General features: G+C 55.1%; 16 protein-coding genes. 5 read left to right on the top strand and 11 right to left on the bottom strand.

Features of this window, described 5'->3' with window-relative positions:
- Window positions 1-96: 96 nt before the first annotated feature.
- The 3 genes from NZ823_02405 (at window position 97) to gatA (ending at window position 2405) form a co-directional block, all read left to right on the top strand.
- Window positions 97-540: a DUF721 domain-containing protein gene (locus NZ823_02405; GenBank protein ID MCS6803979.1), complete on the top strand. Its 444-nt coding sequence runs from the start codon at window positions 97-99 to the stop codon at window positions 538-540.
- Between the two features lie 87 nt (window positions 541-627).
- Window positions 628-924 (top strand): Asp-tRNA(Asn)/Glu-tRNA(Gln) amidotransferase subunit GatC, encoded by a 297-nt coding sequence (gatC, locus tag NZ823_02410; protein MCS6803980.1) that lies wholly within the window; start codon window positions 628-630, stop codon window positions 922-924.
- A 14-nt stretch (window positions 925-938) separates the two neighbouring features.
- Entirely contained in the window at window positions 939-2405 is a 1467-nt protein-coding gene (gene gatA, locus NZ823_02415) for an Asp-tRNA(Asn)/Glu-tRNA(Gln) amidotransferase subunit GatA (protein MCS6803981.1), read from the top strand.
- A gap of 241 nt (window positions 2406-2646) precedes the next feature.
- Here the strand turns inward: gatA and NZ823_02420 are convergent, their stop codons facing one another.
- From NZ823_02420 to NZ823_02465, 10 genes are all read right to left on the bottom strand, one after another.
- Window positions 2647-2877 (bottom strand): Lrp/AsnC ligand binding domain-containing protein, encoded by a 231-nt coding sequence (locus NZ823_02420; GenBank protein ID MCS6803982.1) that lies wholly within the window; start codon window positions 2875-2877, stop codon window positions 2647-2649.
- 156 nt (window positions 2878-3033) lie between these two features.
- Window positions 3034-5406 carry a hypothetical protein gene (locus tag NZ823_02425; GenBank protein ID MCS6803983.1) on the bottom strand — a complete coding sequence of 791 codons (2373 nt, stop codon included), beginning with the start codon at window positions 5404-5406 and terminating at the stop codon, window positions 3034-3036.
- A 235-nt stretch (window positions 5407-5641) separates the two neighbouring features.
- Complete coding sequence (locus NZ823_02430; GenBank protein MCS6803984.1) at window positions 5642-6919, bottom strand: VWA domain-containing protein; 1278 nt, start codon at window positions 6917-6919, stop codon at window positions 5642-5644.
- Between the two features lie 422 nt (window positions 6920-7341).
- Window positions 7342-7545, bottom strand: coding sequence for a hypothetical protein (locus tag NZ823_02435; protein MCS6803985.1), 204 nt, complete (start codon window positions 7543-7545; stop codon window positions 7342-7344).
- A gap of 62 nt (window positions 7546-7607) precedes the next feature.
- Window positions 7608-8084: a pilus assembly protein gene (locus NZ823_02440; GenBank protein MCS6803986.1), complete on the bottom strand. Its 477-nt coding sequence runs from the start codon at window positions 8082-8084 to the stop codon at window positions 7608-7610.
- Window positions 8085-8101: 17 nt separating this feature from the next.
- Complete coding sequence (locus tag NZ823_02445) at window positions 8102-9292, bottom strand: VWA domain-containing protein (protein ID MCS6803987.1); 1191 nt, start codon at window positions 9290-9292, stop codon at window positions 8102-8104.
- 28 nt (window positions 9293-9320) lie between these two features.
- Window positions 9321-9740, bottom strand: coding sequence for a pilus assembly protein (locus tag NZ823_02450; GenBank protein MCS6803988.1), 420 nt, complete (start codon window positions 9738-9740; stop codon window positions 9321-9323).
- A gap of 479 nt (window positions 9741-10219) precedes the next feature.
- Complete coding sequence (locus NZ823_02455; GenBank protein ID MCS6803989.1) at window positions 10220-10693, bottom strand: pilus assembly protein; 474 nt, start codon at window positions 10691-10693, stop codon at window positions 10220-10222.
- A 21-nt stretch (window positions 10694-10714) separates the two neighbouring features.
- On the bottom strand, window positions 10715-12037 hold the full coding sequence (locus NZ823_02460) for a pilus assembly protein TadG-related protein (protein MCS6803990.1): 1323 nt from the start codon (window positions 12035-12037) through the stop codon (window positions 10715-10717).
- Window positions 11940-12332, bottom strand: a complete 393-nt coding sequence (locus NZ823_02465) for a pilus assembly protein (protein MCS6803991.1) — start codon at window positions 12330-12332, stop codon at window positions 11940-11942. The genes NZ823_02460 and NZ823_02465 overlap by 98 nt, the downstream gene beginning before the upstream one ends.
- A gap of 635 nt (window positions 12333-12967) precedes the next feature.
- Here NZ823_02465 and NZ823_02470 point away from each other — a divergent pair.
- A complete protein-coding gene (locus tag NZ823_02470; protein ID MCS6803992.1) occupies window positions 12968-14383 on the top strand; it encodes a sodium:solute symporter in 1416 nt (471 codons plus the stop codon).
- Window positions 14384-14640: 257 nt separating this feature from the next.
- Here NZ823_02470 and NZ823_02475 read toward each other — a convergent pair whose 3' ends face one another.
- Window positions 14641-16347, bottom strand: coding sequence for a S8 family serine peptidase (locus tag NZ823_02475; protein MCS6803993.1), 1707 nt, complete (start codon window positions 16345-16347; stop codon window positions 14641-14643).
- A gap of 400 nt (window positions 16348-16747) precedes the next feature.
- Between NZ823_02475 and NZ823_02480 the strand changes: the two genes are divergently transcribed.
- On the top strand, window positions 16748-18586 hold the full coding sequence (locus tag NZ823_02480; GenBank protein ID MCS6803994.1) for a hypothetical protein: 1839 nt from the start codon (window positions 16748-16750) through the stop codon (window positions 18584-18586).
- The last annotated feature ends 54 nt before the right edge of the window (window positions 18587-18640 follow it).

Raw genomic sequence — 18640 nt, forward strand, 5'->3', positions numbered from 1 at the left:
ACCACAGTTCACGGACCACGTGTCACGATTCACGAACCACGAGTCACGAACCACGGATCACGGATCACGGACCACAAGCACTGAGCGTTGATCAATATGGACGAGCTGGTTAGTTTGTTGCCATCCATTTTACAACGATCCGGTTATCAGCCCGATGTGTGTGAGCAAGCGGCATTCGCTGCATGGAATCATGTCGTTGGTAAAGCAGTGGCAGCACGCTGCGTCCCGTTCCGCCTGCACGAAAAGCACCTGATCGTCATCACGTCTGACAAAACGTGGAAAACGCAATTGCAGAAGATGACCAGTGAAATCATCTTCAAAATCGGCCGCGTCTTAGGCGCGCCGTTGGTCACCTACATTGAATACCGGGTTGATCCTCAATACGTGGCCAGACGACAGCAGGAGAGGCCGGCGATTGTTTTTGACCGACTCGAACAATGGCACGCAGAATTGCAAGCCGACGCTGAGCTGATCGCCGATGATGAATTGCGCGACATCTTTCTGCGAGCTGCCAGCAAATCCTTGGCCCGCCGCTCTTGATGAAGAGCCAGACTCGGTGTACGCAACACCTTGACAGGCTCAACGTCATCCAGTTTACTACCCGCTTCGCATGGAGGCCGATGAACAATGCCGATCACAGAGCAAGATGTTGAGAAGATTGCCGAACTGGCCAATCTGGAACTCACCGCTGAGGAAAAGAAGTTGTTCACCGTCCAACTGGCTTCAATCGTTCAATACATCGAGAAACTGAATGAATTGGAGACAACTGATGTGCCGCCGATGATGCACGCTGGCGCCGAGCAAGAGCCGGACGCTGCGCAACGCGATGATCATGTCCTGCCCGGTTTGGGTCAGCAAGGCGCGCTGCAAAACGCGCCAGACCCCTGGCAGGGATTTTTCCGTGTCCCCAAAGTGATTGAATGAGTGGAAGCCGATATATGTCACCAGTCGAACTGCCGATTGACCAATTCCATCAGGCGCTACAACGCGGTGAGACGACCATCCGGGCGACCTGTGAGCAATTCTTTGAGCGGATTGATCGGTTCAACGACGTTCTGGGCGCATTCCTCACGCTCAATCGCGACGAGGCGTTTCAACGGGCTGAACAACTCGACCGGCAACTTCAGCAGGGCGCGCCACTGAACAAATTGACCGGCGTTCCGGTGGCGATTAAGGACGTTATTTGCACACAAGGGTTGCGCACGACGTGCGCGTCCAAAATCCTACAAAACTATGTGCCGCCCTATCAGGCAACGGCTGTCGAGCGATTGCTCGACGCTGGCGCTATCATCCTTGGCAAAACCAACTGCGATGAATTTGCCATGGGTTCATCAAACGAAAACTCGGGTTATTACCCAGCGCGAAATCCGTGGAACCTCGATCGCGTTCCTGGCGGCTCGTCGGGCGGCTCGGCCGTTGCTGTCGCGGCTGATCTGTGCATGGCAGCGTTGGGAACTGATACCGGCGGCTCGGTGCGGCAACCCGCCTCGTTCTGTGGCATTGTTGGACTCAAGCCGACCTATGGGCGCATCTCGCGTTACGGGCTTGTCGCCTTTGGGTCATCGCTGGATCAAATTGGGCCAATGACTAAATCGGTCAGCGATGCCGCGCGAATGCTCAGTGTCATGGCTGGCCACGACCCGCATGATGCGACGTCCTCGAATCGTCCTGTGCCTGATTACGGGGCGGCGCTCACCGGTGAGGTGACAGGAATTCGCCTTGGCGTGCCCCAGGAGTACTTCGGCGCTGGCCTTGATGCTGAGGTCAAACAGGCAGTTGATACGGCGATCGCTCGGCTGGCCCAGATGGGTGCGGATGTCGTTGAGATTTCGCTGCCCCACACCGAATATGCGATCAGTTGCTACTACATCATCGCCACGGCGGAAGCGTCATCGAATTTGGCTCGGTATGACGGCGTGCGCTACACAAGCCGCAGCGCCCGCAGCGCCAACCTGCGCCAGATGTATCAACGCACACGCGAGGAAGGATTCGGCGCCGAAGTCAAGCGGCGCATCATGCTGGGCACGTATGCTCTGTCTGCCGGTTACTACGACGCCTACTACTTGAAGGCACAAAAAGTGCGAACGCTTATAGAACGCGATTTCCGTGACGCTTTCCAGCAATGTCACCTGATCGTCGCGCCGACATCTCCGACGGTCGCGTTCCGCTTAGGTGAGAGAACCGATGATCCGTTGCAGATGTATTTGGCCGACATTTACACAGTCACGGCGAATTTGGCTGGCATTCCCGCAATAAGCATTCCCTGCGGACTGTCGAGCGACGGGCTGCCCATTGGCCTACAGTTTTTAGGTCGCCACTTTGATGAAGCGCGGCTGCTATGTGTAGCGCATGCGTATGAGCGAGCCTATCCGTTTCAACAGAAGCCGCCGCTGCCTCACCCATGAATGTTGGCCTCGCTGCTTTCGTTGTCCCTGCGTTTCAACAGAAGCCGCCGCTGCCTCACCCATGAATGACATCAATCAGGTCAGCGACCATCCGGCTACGGCTAACAGCGGGGGCGACGCCACGACGCGGGTTTTAATCATGACCCTGTTGGGTCTCTGCTCGTCGTGATTACAACACCACACTACGAGCGTCAAACCAACGATGATGATGTCAGTGCATTTGGCCGGCTGTTCGTCGCTATTACAACACCACACTGGTGAGCGTTCGGGTGACGCCGCTGATGCCTTGAATCTTTTTAACAATCATGTTGACCAGCTCGGACGTATCGTTGGCTTCGACAAACACGATAATGTCATAGGGTCCGGTCACCACGTGCGCTTGCCGGACCCCTGGAATGCGCGCCACGCGTTTGATCACCGTTGGCGTTTTGCCGGGTTCTGTTTCGAGAAAGATGTACGCAGATAATGGCATAGGATGACCTCCGTGCTCTGTTGCATTGATTCGCACCAGAGTATAGCACGAATGCCAACCATGCGTTCACTCACCGCAGTTAATCTTGGTTATTAGCTGGCGTCGCCGCACAGCCAATCCTTGCGCGAATCATGAGCTGGGCGCCACGAGTTGATCTCAATTGCCAGCCGGCGTCGCCACATAGATGGCCGAGGGCAAGGATGAACCGTTTGTTGCTGCTGTGAAGGCAATGTGCCCCTCACGGTTCAATCCGAGGCTGTAGAATCGGCTAAATCGGCCTGTTCCGCCGGACAGTGATTGCAGCGTTGTGGCGACAGGTCTGAGCGCCCCTTTGTCGAACATGAACACACCCTGACGGATCGTCAACCATGTGCCGATAAAAGCAATCTGCCCGGCATTGTTAATCACCGCCTGGCCGAGCGATTGAAACAGCCGGCCGGCATCGCCTGGAACTTCCATGCCGGTATGAGCGACAAGCGACGCCCGCCCACTGGCCCAATGAAAGATGGCTTGATCATCCTCATAGTATGTCTGAAAGACTACTTCACCGCGATCGTTGAGCATGACCGATTCAAACTGACCATACTCGCGACCACCCAGCCCCGGCGCCTGTCGTTGACCTTTGGCTACGAGCGTGAGCCGTCCACCCAACCACAGAAACACACCTTCGTCACCATCATCGAGCGAGGCGATGAACGCGATTTCGCCGTCATTGTTAATCCATAGGTCTTTGCTATTGAATGAAACAAACCGAGCATCGCCAGGGGCAAGCTGTGATTCGACGGCGACCAGTTGATGCTGGCCGTTCGCATAGCGAATGATCGCTTGTTTCTCAGTGGCATCCTCGCCTGAGCCTTGACGAATAATCCCATTAAAAACAACCATGCCGGACTGGTTCATCACCACGTCTTCAAAACTGACAAATAGCGTATTGGGCAAGCCTGGCGCATCGCGTCCGAACAGGGCAATAGCTTCCGGCCCGCGCGTTAACACGCGCACGACACCAATCTCAGAAACGCCGCCCAGCAGCGAAACGCTCATGGCGGTTCCTCCCTGGTCGCTGAGGCCAAAGCGATTCGGCTCGAAGTCGGGAATCTCCGAAACGATCCCGTTGCCGCTATTGGCGACTGATTGCCCAGGAACTAGCAAAGGACGAATCGCTCCGCTATCGCTCAAATGTAGGCCACGTCCGTTGCCGGTCACTAGCCCGCTGAACGCTAGGGTCCCATTGGGGCTAAAGCCCAGGTCGCTGCCCAGCAGCAAATGACGCGCGCCGGGCACTGATGTGCGTGATGTGACTGCCGGCGTCACATTCAATCCATTAACCAGATAGATGCCAACTGTTCCCGGATTCACCGTGTGGCCAACAAAGGCAATGGTCCGGTCGGCATTGATGGCCAGGTCACCCGTTGGCACAAATCGGTCGGCCACTCCGCCAACCACCGATTTCTGCGAGTAAAGAGCAACACTCAAGGTTCCCCGCGAATAAACAAGGACAGCTTGACGTCCGCTCTCAAACACGGCGCGAAAAGCGAACTCCCGCTGCTGATTGCTGACGATCGTGGGAAAGTCCTCGTATCTCTCGCCTACTAACAGCGTCACCGACTGCCCCCCCACAGCGACGGTCTCCAGCCTGCCGCCGATCATCGCATAGAGGTTCACTGATGCGCTGTAGCCGTTGAGGGCAAAGCCGACGAACGCTAAGTCTCCCTCTTCGCTGATCAACACCGTCTGACTGAACCGTTCAAATGTGCCGCCCACAGGAGCAGCTTGACCAGTGGCCAACAACAAGCGAAACGTGCCGGCGCTATAGAGGAAAACGACCGAACTGGCGCTGCCATTACGGACCGACGCTTGAAGCAACAGTTTCCCGCTGTTGGTCAACGAGCGAACGGCCACCGCCGTGAATTGGCCTCCTACCGAAGGAGCCGGCTGCGTCGGCGCAGCAATCGCCTGCACCCGCTCGCGCTCCCAGAGAAACGCGGCTGTCTGCGTCGCAAATAAACTTCCGGTAAAGGCCACCTGGCCACTGTCATTCAGCAACACATGGAGAAAATCCTGGTAGCTCGAGAACGTGGGCACCGGCGGACGGTCGCTCGATAAAACAATTGAACGAATCGTCCGCGTGGACGCCGAATATAAGAAGATGCCTTTAAGAGCGCGCGCGCCAAACGTCGTAGCAATGAAGGCAACATCGCTATTGTTATTCAAACTCAGCCCTAACAGCTCGTCAAAATAGACGCCACTCAACCCCGGCACAGGCTCAGCCGTGGATGCAATCGGAGTGATGCTATTGCCGATTTGAAGATACAAGCCGGTGTACTCACCAGCAATGAACGCCACGTGACCATGTGTGTTGATGGCGACCGTATTAAACTGAGCAAAATTGACCGGTGCTGTCACCGGCGTGCCAGTCGAGATCATGGGCGTCAGTTTGAACGTGCCTGACGATTGCGCCTGTACGACCCAGGGCCTTGATGCCACTAACACGAGAAGCCAAATGGCAGTCAACCACTGTTTGATCTTCATACACACAGTTCCTCCGCTCGAACACAAAGCAAGTGACGTTCCGCTTGGCCGCGCTGGGCGCACGACCGGGGCAATCCGCAATAAGCATTGCTCTCCGAGAAGTTATCATGGGCGAGAGGTGGCATTGTGACCATCCCTACTCACCCACTGCTGTTCATCTATGAAATGTCCTTTTCAGGGATTTCATGAACAGGAATTACGCGCCGGGACTGACACGCGCTTGAGCCAATGCCGATCACAGGAGGCGAAATCCTAACTGACGTCCAATGCGATTGAAAATGGTTTGTAAATCATCCAGCGACGGCGCGTCAAAGTAATGATCATTCGTGCCCGGCCTAGAGGAGGCCACGCGTTGCATCAATTCAATGTCCACATCGTCGGAAACCCCATAACGAATCGAAAAGATTTCGATGCCTTCATCCTTGGCGGCCTGCGCTTGCGCGAGCATCGCTTGGTCGAGGCAACCATAATCAGCATCGTCGCAATTCATCACGCCCATGCCGAAATAGGCATTGCGGCGGCAGGTGCTGTTGGGATTTGTCATCGCATCGCCGATATTGTTATCGCCATCGGTGAGCAGGATCATAACCTTTCGGAATCGCGACCGCGGGCCAGCCTCAGTAAACGGCGCATCGGAGGTCAACACGTGCCGGCCCCATTTGATGCCTTCCGCAATCGTCGTGCAAGAAGAATACGGAGTACCGCCCTGCGCCTGCATGCTGGCAATCGCCGCATGAATGGCCCCCTTGTTATAAGAGAGTCCAGCCACCGGCGGAAGCGCCGGATTTGTGCATGATTGATCTGCCGGGTTGAGCGGTTGATTGAACGACCCATCGGCATTGCGGCAGCCGGCCGGCCGACCATCCACATCGGCGGGCAATCGCACTTTTCCACGAAACGCTACCAATCCGACTTTGATAGACGGCGCTGTGCCGTTGGGAATTAACATGTCAACAAACTGATGAGCCGCCGCCTTCACTGATTCAATTGGCTCACCCTCCATGCTGCCAGAATTGTCTATCACCAGCGCAACTTCCAGATCATTGAAGCCGGCGCAAGCGGACGCCGCGACATCGCGCGAGCTAATGGCCAGCACATTCATGAACGTCATTTCCACATTCACCTGTGCTGTCACACATACGCTCCGAACGCCAGTGCCGGGATTAAGAGCGGTAACCGTCGCGCCTGAGTAATTCCTGTTCAGATAATCATTGACCGCATTGGCCACGGCGCCATTTTGGCAGTCAGGATCGCTCATCAAGTACATTGACCCGGCCAGCGCCGCTGCATCCACGGCTGCTTGCAGTCGCGCGCGAGCCGTATAGAGCCGTCCCATATCAACGGCGAATCCGGCCATGCCAAGAAGGATGGGGAACGTGATCGTCACCAGGAGTAACGCTTGGCCGCGCGCTCGCGCTCGCCGACGCGCCAGATACTGTTCAGACCCGCTCCTTGTCGAAGAAACAACCAATCGTTTCATCATGCTCTTCTCTGAATTGTTTACGCTTACCATATCTCATCTCCCTTGCAACCTGATGACCGTCTCTCGGCCGCAGCATGTGGGACTATGTCGTGGAGCGCGGTGGCCGATTGTGGCATGGCCACCGCATTAAAGGGGCTCAACCTGATGCCTGCTCATTGTCGCAAAAGACAGCTCGACAAACAATCGAGGGAATTACTTAATTTGCCGGGAAAGAATACAGTTGGTATCTCGTTCCGACACGCGCGAGTGAGAGACAGGAATGGAAGGTTCAAAGAATACAGGCTGGCGCGTCGTTTGCAGCATGAGCTAACCAGGAGGCCTGAAAAAATTGGCCGCCAAGGATGGATTCTACTCAGCTCTTGGCGGCCATCACAGGGTACTTGATGACCATTGTGCGAGGAAAAAGCCTGTTAAGCAGCGCCGATCACGCTTGCAATGAGATTGTCACAGCATCAACCATCCTGCCAGCATAAGCGTTCAAAAACACCTCCCACCATCAAGGCGCTGCGCTCACCACAAGAAAGAGTCGGCAGGTCTGTAGCTGTGGCCGCGCGCCTTGATGGCAAGAGTTGTTGCTCCGACATTGATGAAAAAGCAAATTCCTTCAGTGCGTTGATCGCGTGTTTCATGCCTGTTTTTGACAGTTCTGCCAACATTGGATACCGCCTTCCATGCCGGACTCGGCTTCAAGTGGCGAAGGGCGCTGTCAGCACCGCGCCTAAGAGCAAGGAATCCATGGTTCGTTCAGTTTGCGATCCTGGCCTTGCAGTTCAATCTGGCCGCTGTTGGGCATGATGCGGCTGATCAAGGGAACCACCGGCCGATACGTGTACCGTACGATGACTTCGACCAAGTCACAGGGCGCTCCCGGATGATTATCGCGGGCGCCGCCGGATGTGGTCACACCGGCATAGCTGCGCACGCTGATAATCGGCGCATTGCCCGGCAGACCGGCAACCGCATTCTGAGCGGCTGTGATGATGCGACTCAACCGCGTGCCGTCTTCCTCACCTTCTCCAGTGACGGCCACACGCGCGGCTGTGCGGGCTGCATGTTGAACCGTGACCCAAGCATGAAACAGCCGCCCCATCTCGATGACGCCAAATAGACACACCACCAGCAGGGGCGTGACCAGCACCATCTCCGTGAGCGCTTGTCCGCGGCTGCTACGCATATAATCGTGATAGTTCACCATAACCGACCCTCGCCTGCTTAGAGCAATCGAAATCCAAGTTGACGCCCAATTCTGTTAAACACTGTTCCAATGTCATTGACCGACGGGGCATCATAGTAATGATCATCGGTGCCCTGTGACGATGATGCCACCGCCTTCATCAACGCGATGTCCACCGCGTCGGACACGCCGAAGCGAATGGCAAAAATTTCAATACCCTCCTCCTTCGCTTTCCGCGCCTCCTCCAACATGGCTTGATCCAGGCAGCCATAATCATTACACCCACAGTTGGTCACGCCCATCTGGAAATAGGCATTGCGCCGATAGGTTGATTGTGGATCTGTGCGAGGGCTGCGTCCGCCGAACTGACCTGAACATGTGCCATCCTCGTTATCTCCGTCGGTGAGCAGGATAATCACCTTGCGAAATCGGTCCTTGGAACCCCCTTCAACAAACGGCGCTTCCGGCGTCAATACATGCCGTGCCCATTTTAACCCTTCGGCAATAATGGTGCCCGACGTATCGCTCGGTGAGTTCCCGGCATTCATCGTATGAATCGCGCGTTTAATGCTGGACTTGTTGTAAGAGAGTCCAAAAACCGGCGGCAACGCGGCATCCCGGCAGGAATAATCGGGAGGATTGACGTTGGAATTATTAACCGAGCCATTAGCATTGCGACAACCGGCCGGCTTGCCATCCACGCCATCAGGCAGCCGGATTTTGCCGCGAAACGGCACAAGACCAACCTTGATTGAAGGAGCGCCGCCGTCGGGAATCATCAGGTCCACCAGCTTGATCGCTGCTTGCTTCACTTCGGCAATGGGCCGTCCATTCATACTGCCAGAATTGTCAACGACCAGAACGACCTCAAGGTCATTAAACCCTGCGCATGAACGCGCGCTCACACTTCGAGAGCTGAGGGCCATCACTTTCATGAACGTCATGGGCACATCGGTCTGAGCCGAGACGCACACGCCACGCACCTGCGTTAACGGGCTCAACGCTGTGACGAGCGCGCCCGGATAGTTGTTGACAAGGTATTCAGTAACAACATTGGCAACTATGCCGTTTCTCAGTTGTGGGTCTGAACCAAGATACATCGAACCAGCCAGCGCCGCCGCATCCACGGCTGCTTGTAATCTGGCCTTGGCGGCATACATTCGTCCCATGTCAACGGCCAATCCCGTCATCCCTAACACGACCGGCAAGGCGACCGCGATGGCCAGCAAAACTTGACCACGGGCCCGACCGCGCCCGCTACGGGATAGGCATCGTTGAGGTGCCCCTAAGCCTGAGCGGATTGGGCAGCAGCTCGCTAACCAATGGAATATTGCCGAAAATAAACCTGTAATCATAATTCACCACTACTGTCACCGTCCGGTTGCCTCGACTATCAAAGCCATACGTTGCTTGAGAAGTGAGTGTGGATGTGGGCAGCCGCTCAGCCAATGTTTGCACTAATCCGTTCAGGTTCGCCGTCGGACCCTCACGAACGATCAGCCGGGCTCCGTCTCGGCTAGCTTCGGCTACCGTCAAATAAGCATTCAAGCCATTTCCCACTTCGACCAAGCCAACCAATATGATCAGGATGATCGGCAGCAACAGACTCAGTTCAATCAGTGCGCCACCTGTTTCCGCATGCCGTTGCTGTGATTTCTTGCGATTCGTTGCCTGCATATTGCACCCTGCCTTTTAGGACATCGTTGCTTAGCCTCAACCGGCCAAGCCCTCTACATGACCAATGCCCTTGGCGCGCTCAAACAATCCACACCAGATTGTCCCAAAACGCACCAGGTCTCACAATCGGCAGGACTACCTACTTCTCAACTTAGAATTACGGAGGAAGCAACGACTTCAATACCAGTTCACATGAAGAGGCCGTGTGTTGGCACTGTTCGTGCCTTTCGTAACCCTTTTGCTAAAAGACTCCGGAATGAATTTGTGCAACGTGCGGCTATTGTGAGGGGAGAATGGTGGTAAAGGTGGTGGGCACAGGGTGTGCCGGCCTACACCGACAGGGCGTGAGTTACTGAGGGAACAGCGTGAATGTGAGCGACGTGAGGGGTGGCAACGTTGCTGAGCGATGAAATGACAAGAGGCGGTCTCGTATCTTCTGCTTGCTCGGTGTTGTCACCCCTTCAAAACGCTCCACGCGCTCATGGACAGGGAATCCACGGTTCGTTCAATTTGCGATCCCGACCGCGCAACTGAATCGTTCCTTGATTGGGCATCAGACGCCGGATGAATGGCAGAATGGGCCGATAGTTGTACCGAAGCTCGACCTCCACCAATTCGCACGGTTGCCCCGGATTGCCCAGTCGGCCTGGGCCAGTGGCTGTCATGCCGGGCCAACTTTGCACGATCACTTGCGGAACCGGACTCAAGCTTTGCACCCGCGAGAGCGCCGCGCTGACAATGGCATTGTAGCGCGTGCCTTCCAGCTCGCCTCTGCCTGTGACGGCGACCCGCGTGGCCACTCGCGCAGCATGTTGGATCGTCACGTAACAGAAGAACAATCGGCCTAATTCGATAACACCATACACGCACAGAAACATGATCGGGGCGGCCAACGCCATCTCCGTGATCCCCTGACCACGACTGCGTTTCTGCTGAGATCGTTCGTGAGCCATGTCTGCCTCCTTAGCAGCAGCTTACAGTAATCGGTAGCCCAACTGCCGCCCGATTTTCTCAAACACCTTCCCAATGTCAGATGTGGAAGGAGCATCGAAATAATGATCGTCGGTGCCGGGCGAGGAAGACGCAATGGCTTTCATCAGCGCGATGTCAACGGAATCGGAATCGCCATAGCGAATGGCAAATATCTCAATGCCGGCATCCTTAGCCAGTTGCGCCTGCGTGAGCATCGCTTGATCCAGGCAGCCATAGTTATTGCAGTTGCAGTTGGTCACCGGCGGCGATTGTTGGAAATAGGCATTGCGACGATACGCGCATGTGGAGCTGGTTCTCGGATCACAACTGCCAAACGTTCCGCTGCAAGTGCCATCCTCGTTATCGCCATCGCTCAGTACAATCATGACCTTGCGAACCTTGTTAGGTTGGCCCCCTTGAGTAAAGGGTGGTTCCGGCGTCAGCACGTGTCGGCCCCATTTGATGCCTTCCGAGATGATCGTTCCCGAGGCATAGCGCGTGCCACTACCGGCATTCATGCTATTGATGGCGTTCTTGATTGTTGTCTTGGAAAACGACAACGCCGCTACTGGGGGTAGAGCCGCATCCTTACAGGAATCATCCGGTGGGCTCACATTTGAATTATTCACCGTGCCATTAGCATTTCGACAGCCTGCCGGTAATCCGTCAACATTAGCACCCACTCTCACCTTGCCACGAAACGGAGCTAGTCCGACTTTTATAGCGGGAGCCGTGCCGCCCGGTATCATCAAGTCAACCAGCTTATTGGCCGCCGTTTTCACGGAGTTGATCGGCGTGCCGTTCATACTCCCCGAATTATCAATGACCAGCACGACCTCCAGATCATTGAAGCCAGCGCAGGCAGAGGCTGAAACGGTTTCCGATTCAATACCCAACACTCCCATGAACGTCATCGGCACTTCGACTTGGCCGGTCAGACAAACAGTGCGGACGGTCGTGCCTGGCCCCAGGCTCACAACGGAGGCCTCCGGAAAGTTTTCGTCAAGGTACGTCGCCACTACGTTGGCAATCGTGCCATTGTTGATGTTTGGATCACTGGTCAAATAGAGCGTTCCGGCCAGTGCTGCGGCATCCACAGCGCCCTGGAGCCGTGCCTGGGCTGTGTACAACCGCCCCATATCAACAGCCAGCCCTGTCATGCCGGCTAATACCGGCATGGCAATGGCCACGGCAATCAAGACCTGCCCGCGCGCGCCCCCTTGCTTGTTAGGGGATGGGCATGGTCGTCTGCGCGGTGAGCGTGAATTGTTCGGGAAATATGTGGCAAAGAATTGGAAAATTGGCAAAAATAAATCTGTACGCATACGTCACCCTCACTGTCACTTTTTGGTTTCCTTTGAAATCTGTGCCATACATCGGATTGACTTGTAACGAAGAACTCGGCAATCGTGTGGTCAGCGTTTGCGCCACTCCATAATAGTCGGATGAAGGGCCTTTACGCACAATCAACCGAGCACACTCTCGACTCGCTTCCGAGATGGACAGGTACGCGTTCAGCGCGTTGCCGACTTCAACGACCCCGATGAGTAACGTCGTCAAAATCGGCAAGAGCAGCGCCAACTCAATGAGGGCATGCCCTCGTTCTTTTCGTTTGTTCATACGTTCGACCCTCCTCAAGGTCTTCGCTCTTTCTCAAACCCCGCATCGCCCAACAGACTATGCGAAGCCAACTAACCCATAACCCACTGCCTCCAGGCAGTGTGAAAAATTTTTTCGACCCGGTGAATCATTTGCAATTGTTATGCCACTTATACTGTTTCAATCGGCGAAATCCTAGCCAAAAACCAACTGGCGCGGTTTCGATAACTTACTTTTCTGCCCAGCCGGGATGTAGCAAGGTTGAAACGGAATTGAAACAATCAAACATGAAATTAGTTTTTCATGCAACGTCTCAACAATGATATGTGGCGTCATGAGGCGCGGCCTGCCGAGTCACTCTGAAGCTGAGCGGATGGCCAGGGCATAAGCGCTGACACGATTTTTTGTCTTCGATCAGCGCCCCACACCTTCTCATCGGCAATAACTCTGATTACGCTTTGACGCCGAGCCAGCAGCCATCGCATCTGCTTGGGTTGCGGTTGATCGGCGAACGAGGCTTTAACCGTTTTCTATGCTTATCTGGCCGAGACGATTGGATCATATCTGCGGAGGTTGATCGGCGAACGATGTTGATGAGCCGGTGAGTTTGTCTTCTCGGATTGATTTCACCGCGTTTTTTTGAATAATAAGCCGGCGTGAATACGTGGCTTTCACTGCTGCCGCCCATTCTGGCCATCCTGCTGGCTGTTCGCACTCGACAGGTCTTTGTGTCGTTATTGCTGGGCATTTTGAGCGGCTCACTGATCCTTCTACACGGACATCCGACGCAGGCTTTGGCCGATACGCTGGCGCGACTGGTGAACGTGTTTCAGGACCGCAGCAACGTTCAAGTCATCTTCTTTTGTTCGCTCGTTGGCAGTCTGATTGCATTGATCGAACGCTCAGGCGGGCTGCAAGGCCTGGTCAATTACATTGTCAGCCGGGACCTGATTGGCACGCGGCGCGGGGCGCAGTTGCTCGGTTTCGTCGTCGGCATCGTCATCTTTGTCGAGTCAAACATCAAAGCGTTGCTGACCGGCTCTGTTGCACGACCGCTGTGTGACCGGTGGCGCGTTTCCCGCGAAAAGCTCTCGCTGATTACAGACACGACGGACGCGCCTGTCTGTATGCTGATTCCACTCAACGGGTGGGGCGCGTTGATTGTCTCGTTACTGACGGTGCAACAAGTCAGTGATCCTGTGCGCGTGCTGGCGTGGTCGCTTCCGCTCAGTTTCTATCTTTACCTAGCGTTGCTGGTGTTGCTAGCGGTTATCTTGCTAGAGCGGGACATCGGGCCGATGAAACAGGCTGAACAACGAGCACAACAAGAAGGAAAATTGCTTCGGGACGGAGCCGTGCCGTTGATGGCCGAAGACGTCGCCGCGTTGGAAACCAAACCGGGCGTGACCCCGCGAGCGAGAAATATGGTTGTACCGATCTTGGTCATGGTGGTGATGATTTTCGTTGGACTCTACGTGACCGGTCAAGGCAATCTGATGAAAGGCTCTGGCTCAACCTCGGTCCTGTGGGCAGTGAGCACGGCTGTCTTGGTCAGCATCTTGATGGCATTTACTCAACGAATCCTGACGCTGGAGGAGGTCTCAGAGCTAGTGCTCAAGGGCATAGCTGGGCTGGCGCCTCTGAACGTCATCTTGGTCTTGGCCTTCGCCATCGGCACAGTGTGTCAGGACCTGGGAACAGGCCCTTATGTTGCTCAACTCTTCTCCAGCGCGCTGCCAGCATGGTTGTTGCCGCTGGTCATTTTTGTGGTGACCGGCGTGATTGCTTTTTCAACGGGAAGCTCGTGGGGGGCATTCGCGATCATGATTCCGGTAGCCGTGCCGACAGCAACGGCGTTGGACGTGCATTTGCCGCTGGCCGTCGGCGCTGTCCTCTCAGGCGGCGTATTCGGCGATCATGCGTCTATCCTGTCGGATACGACGATCGTGTCGGCGATGGCTTCTGTGGCCGATCTCGTGGATCACTTCAACACACAGTTGCCGTATGCGCTGGTCGCAGCAGGACTCTCTGCGGTGTCGTATCTGATAGCCGGCTTGCTGATCACTGTGTAAGCAATGAGTTCATCAATGCACATAGGTTGGCTGACCGCGTTGACCGATCGGCGAATCATATTCCGGCCCGACGCAGCCCTGAGTCAACTTTCAGTGTGTGGCCCGCGTGGGTTCTCGGTAAGCTGCCCGCCCCAGCCCGGTATTTTAGGACGTTTCAGCTTTCCGAAGAGCCTGCGGTGTACATGTTAATGACTCAGAACCTGGTCAGACCGGAATATCATTCGCCAATGGCCCAGCGTGACGGCTAGCCGCCAGTGCTACCCCGATCCGGGGTCAGGGAACACGGGTTCAATCATCACCGGCAGGCTAACCGTTCGACTCACATCACCAGACACACCTTCGACTGTCAGCCGGTAGCTGCCTGGCACTACATCTATCGGCGCAGTCAACGTCAACCGGATCGTGACTTGATCGTTAGGCGCAAGCAAAACCGGATTGCTCGACCAACGATGTGACACGTTGCTAACGCGCGGCTCAAATGACGTTGACAGGGTGACGGCTCCGACAAACCCGGCTACTGATCGAACGCCCAAATCAACATCAACTGACTCGCCAGCCCGAAGCGTGACCGGTCGCGCGTCCAAGGAGAGTTGAAACTCTGAAGCCGGCTCGTTCAGTTGTTCAACCAGTTGAAGCGTGTTGAAGGCGTTCACCATGCCGCCCGTTCGCGTCTTACCCTGTAACGATGAGAGCGGCACGACTCCTTGCACTAACGTTGTCTTCATCGCTGCCACCGTCAGGTTCGGCTTGATCGCCAGCGCCAATGCAGCAACCCCAGCAACATGCGGCGCTGCCATAGATGTCCCGCTGAAGAAACCATAACGATCGAGCGTCACCGTACTGGCAATGGACACACCGGGAGCAGCCAAGTCAACCGAACTCTTGCCGTAATTGGAAAAGGCAGCAAGCTGACCGCGACGGTCCACAGCCGCCACCGAGATGGTATTGGCTAGATCGTAACTGGCTGGGAAAATCGGTTGTACATCATTATCCGTGCCACGTAGGCCGGCGCCATCATAGTTGTTTCCAGCCGCCGTTACAACCAACATCCCAGCACGGCCCGCCGCTTCAATCGCTTCGCGCAGCGCAGCAGAAGCGTTCGGCCCGCCCCAACTTGCATTCAACACACGGATGTTAACGCCACGACGCCTCATCGCGATGGCATACTCAATGCACTCAATGGCGTCGGAAACGTAACCGACGCCCTGCGCGCTGAGGAATTTCAATGCCATCAACCGGACCTGCCAGTTGACACCAGTCACACCCAATCGGTTATTGCCTACGGCGCCAATGGTGCCGGCTACATGCGTGCCATGATTGTTGTCATCGAGCGGGTCGCCACTGTCCATCTGCGCATTCCACCCATGAACGTCATCAATGTACCCGTTACCGTCATCATCCAGACCATTGTCAGGCCGCTCACCAACATTGATCCACATGTTGGCTGCCAAGTCCGGGTGAAAATAGTCAATCCCGGTGTCAATCACTCCAACGACAACATCAGAACTGCCTGTTGTAATGTCCCACGCTTTAAGCGCGCTTATATCCACACCAGCGATGCCACCTGATTGGCCACGATTGTGCAATCCCCAAAGGAAGCTGAAATAGGTATCCTCAGGCTCAGCGACCGAAACCCGATAGATGTAATTCGGTTCAGCATATTCAACATTCGGGTCGCGCCGCAAAGCCTCGATGGTTGCAGCGACCGTCTTGCCAGCGGGAACTTGCTGTAGGCGCAGGCCCCTCTTCACTCCCGCGAAATGACGAATGGTTTTCAATTCATGACGCTGAGCAATTGAGTGGATAACCTGTGGAGGCGCCGCCTCGCGGTACCTAACCAGAATTTGCCCAGGCGCCGCCTCGCTCTTGAGTAATGGGTCAGGCCCCTCAAAGCTGCTTACTACACTTGCGTTGAGGATAACGAGATGCGTTGCGAGGACAGTAACAATCAACCTACGTATCATTCGTGATGGCTCCCTGAATCAATTCCGGGCCATGCAATGAAGATCGTGAGGCGATTGGTTTATTTTCATAAACCTCAATCATAGTCGCCATCACAATACAATAAACTGCAATTGATGTCAACAATTATTTTAGAAAGACAGCCTTGTCAACGATACATTTTTATAAACTAGGCTACGCGATTTCCAATACAAATTGAATCAGAGCAATTTGTTATGTCTGTTGCCTGAGCCTCTGACAACAGCTTATAATGCCCCCATGTGGTGGCAGCGATACCGGCATAAACTTTCAAAGCCTCGTCTCCTCTGGGTTATCATCCTCTTATTTTCGTTGGGAAGCATAGGGCTTTACATGCTTGTGCGAGCGGTTAATCTGGCTATTTCCCATCAACGACAGAGACTCATGGGGGAGCGAACGGTTCGGGTGGAACCGGTTGCGCTCGTCCCGATGCGTGCAGACGGAGTGGCATATTTCGGTTTGACCGAGGATGTGAGAGACATGGATTGGTTTGCCGGTCGTCAGTATGCAGCTACGGCCGGTGGTTTGGTTGTCCTCAACGATGCAGGTCAAGTCATAGCACGGTATACCATATTGGATGGCCTGCCAAGCCATGACCTGACGGCGTTAGCAACGTTCAAAGAGCAACTCTACATTGGAACGGCGCACAGTGGACTAATCAGTTACGATGGGCGTGCATTTACGCAGTATCGGTTTGTCCAACCTCGAGCGCAGCATGTGACGAGCTTGCTGGCCGAGGAGCAGCGCCTCTTGGTGGGAACGTTCGATGGTGGCCTGTTCGAGTATGATGGCCATCAGTTTCGCCACTATACGATGCCTTCTGCGAGTGCGCAGGTCACGTGTGTGTTCAGCCGGTATCCGGAAATTTATGTAGGCACATTTGCGCAGGGCTTATTTGTGTGGCGCGACGGACAATGGACCCGATTGACGAAAAAGGATGGGCTGCCGTCAGACCGCATCACCTCGATTGTCGAACATGACGGAAAGATTTTGGCAAGCAGCGACACAGGGCTGGTGCAAGTCGTAGCCGCGGGTATCGTGCCGCTAACGCCGATCAGTAACATTGCAGCGATGGTTCGTTTTGGCGAACATCTGTTTGCTGGACTGGTGACGGGTCAGATCATGCGACTGCCCACTTCAGCGCAACGGTCTCTCTCTCAGGTTGAATTGACAGCGTTGACGCTGCCTCAGAATGCCGCCTGCTCGGCGTTGATTGAAGGAGCGGGCCGCTTGTGGGTGTGTACAACGCGCGGCATATACGTGACGGCACGGCCGGGTGTTGAACCGCTCGAGCGATTTGACCACACCTCAACGACTTTTCAACTTTCAGCCGCTCATATTTCTGCCTTGGCCATGGACTGGCGTGGACGATTATGGATCGGCTATTTTGATCGCGGCATTGATGTGGTCGCTCCTGATGAACCGAGACGTCTGGCGCATCTGGAAGACCTGAGTATCCGCGAGATCAATCACATTTATCCTGACGAACTGACACGACGCATGTTCATTGGAACGTCTCGCGGAGTGGTCATGATTGATGACATGCTGAAACAGCAGATTTACACCGAGGCAGATGGGCTTATCAGCAACGCGGTAGCTCATGTTTTACCGATTCCGGCGAACATGGTTTTTCCGCTGCCTGATCATCAACTCGTTTCAGAGCAGGCGATCGTTGTGGCGACTGGCCGGGGCCTCAGCATCTATGCTGACAATCGGTTTCGCAGCCTCAATGCGTTTCATGGTCTGGCCAGCAATCATCTGTACACAAGCGCGCGCGTGGGTGACAAATTATTTGTCGGCAGCCTAAACGGATTAAACGAACTGGAAGGGTTGCGGGTGGTGCGAACGTTTCACACATCCAACTCAAAACTGTCCCACAATTGGGTGAGCGCGTTGGCTGTAGCCGGACACACGCTCTATATCGGAACGTATGGTGGTGGAGTGGACGCGCTGCTTCCCTCTGGGGAAATGATCGGATATGCCAGCTTGATTGGAAGGTGTAGCGTCAACCCCAACGCGATGCATGTCAGCGGGAATCGGCTCTACGTGGGCACTTTGGAACACGGTCTGTGGATACTCGACATTGCGAACAACACATGGTCGCGCGTGAACCGGGGTCTCGGATCGCTCAATGTGACCGCTATCACGAGTGATGCGCAAGCGATTTATGTGGCCACCGATTACGGATTGACGCGAATTCCTATGGCGGCTCTCACGCCATGAACTCATGTGCTCGCGCATCGAACAAGCCAGATCGCGCCGGTGTACTGCGTTGCA

Source organism: Blastocatellia bacterium (assembly GCA_025054955.1).
GTDB lineage: Bacteria > Acidobacteriota > Blastocatellia > HR10 > J050 > JANWZE01.

What these genes read in the sequence shown, in the direction of transcription:
- NZ823_02430 (MCS6803984.1), bottom strand. Translation starts at nt 6,919, where the DNA reads ATGGTAAGCGTAAACAATTCAGAGAAGAGCATGATGAAACGATTGGTT.
- NZ823_02420 (MCS6803982.1), bottom strand. Translation starts at nt 2,877, where the DNA reads ATGCCATTATCTGCGTACATCTTTCTCGAAACAGAACCCGGCAAAACG.
- NZ823_02455 (MCS6803989.1), bottom strand. Translation starts at nt 10,693, where the DNA reads ATGGCTCACGAACGATCTCAGCAGAAACGCAGTCGTGGTCAGGGGATC.
- NZ823_02425 (MCS6803983.1), bottom strand. Translation starts at nt 5,406, where the DNA reads ATGAAGATCAAACAGTGGTTGACTGCCATTTGGCTTCTCGTGTTAGTG.
- NZ823_02475 (MCS6803993.1), bottom strand. Translation starts at nt 16,347, where the DNA reads ATGATACGTAGGTTGATTGTTACTGTCCTCGCAACGCATCTCGTTATC.
- NZ823_02465 (MCS6803991.1), bottom strand. Translation starts at nt 12,332, where the DNA reads ATGAACAAACGAAAAGAACGAGGGCATGCCCTCATTGAGTTGGCGCTG.
- NZ823_02480 (MCS6803994.1), top strand. Translation starts at nt 16,748, where the DNA reads ATGGGGGAGCGAACGGTTCGGGTGGAACCGGTTGCGCTCGTCCCGATG.
- NZ823_02450 (MCS6803988.1), bottom strand. Translation starts at nt 9,740, where the DNA reads ATGCAGGCAACGAATCGCAAGAAATCACAGCAACGGCATGCGGAAACA.
- gatA (MCS6803981.1), top strand. Translation starts at nt 939, where the DNA reads ATGTCACCAGTCGAACTGCCGATTGACCAATTCCATCAGGCGCTACAA.
- NZ823_02440 (MCS6803986.1), bottom strand. Translation starts at nt 8,084, where the DNA reads ATGGTGAACTATCACGATTATATGCGTAGCAGCCGCGGACAAGCGCTC.
- NZ823_02460 (MCS6803990.1), bottom strand. Translation starts at nt 12,037, where the DNA reads ATGCGTACAGATTTATTTTTGCCAATTTTCCAATTCTTTGCCACATAT.
- NZ823_02405 (MCS6803979.1), top strand. Translation starts at nt 97, where the DNA reads ATGGACGAGCTGGTTAGTTTGTTGCCATCCATTTTACAACGATCCGGT.
- NZ823_02435 (MCS6803985.1), bottom strand. Translation starts at nt 7,545, where the DNA reads ATGTTGGCAGAACTGTCAAAAACAGGCATGAAACACGCGATCAACGCA.
- gatC (MCS6803980.1), top strand. Translation starts at nt 628, where the DNA reads ATGCCGATCACAGAGCAAGATGTTGAGAAGATTGCCGAACTGGCCAAT.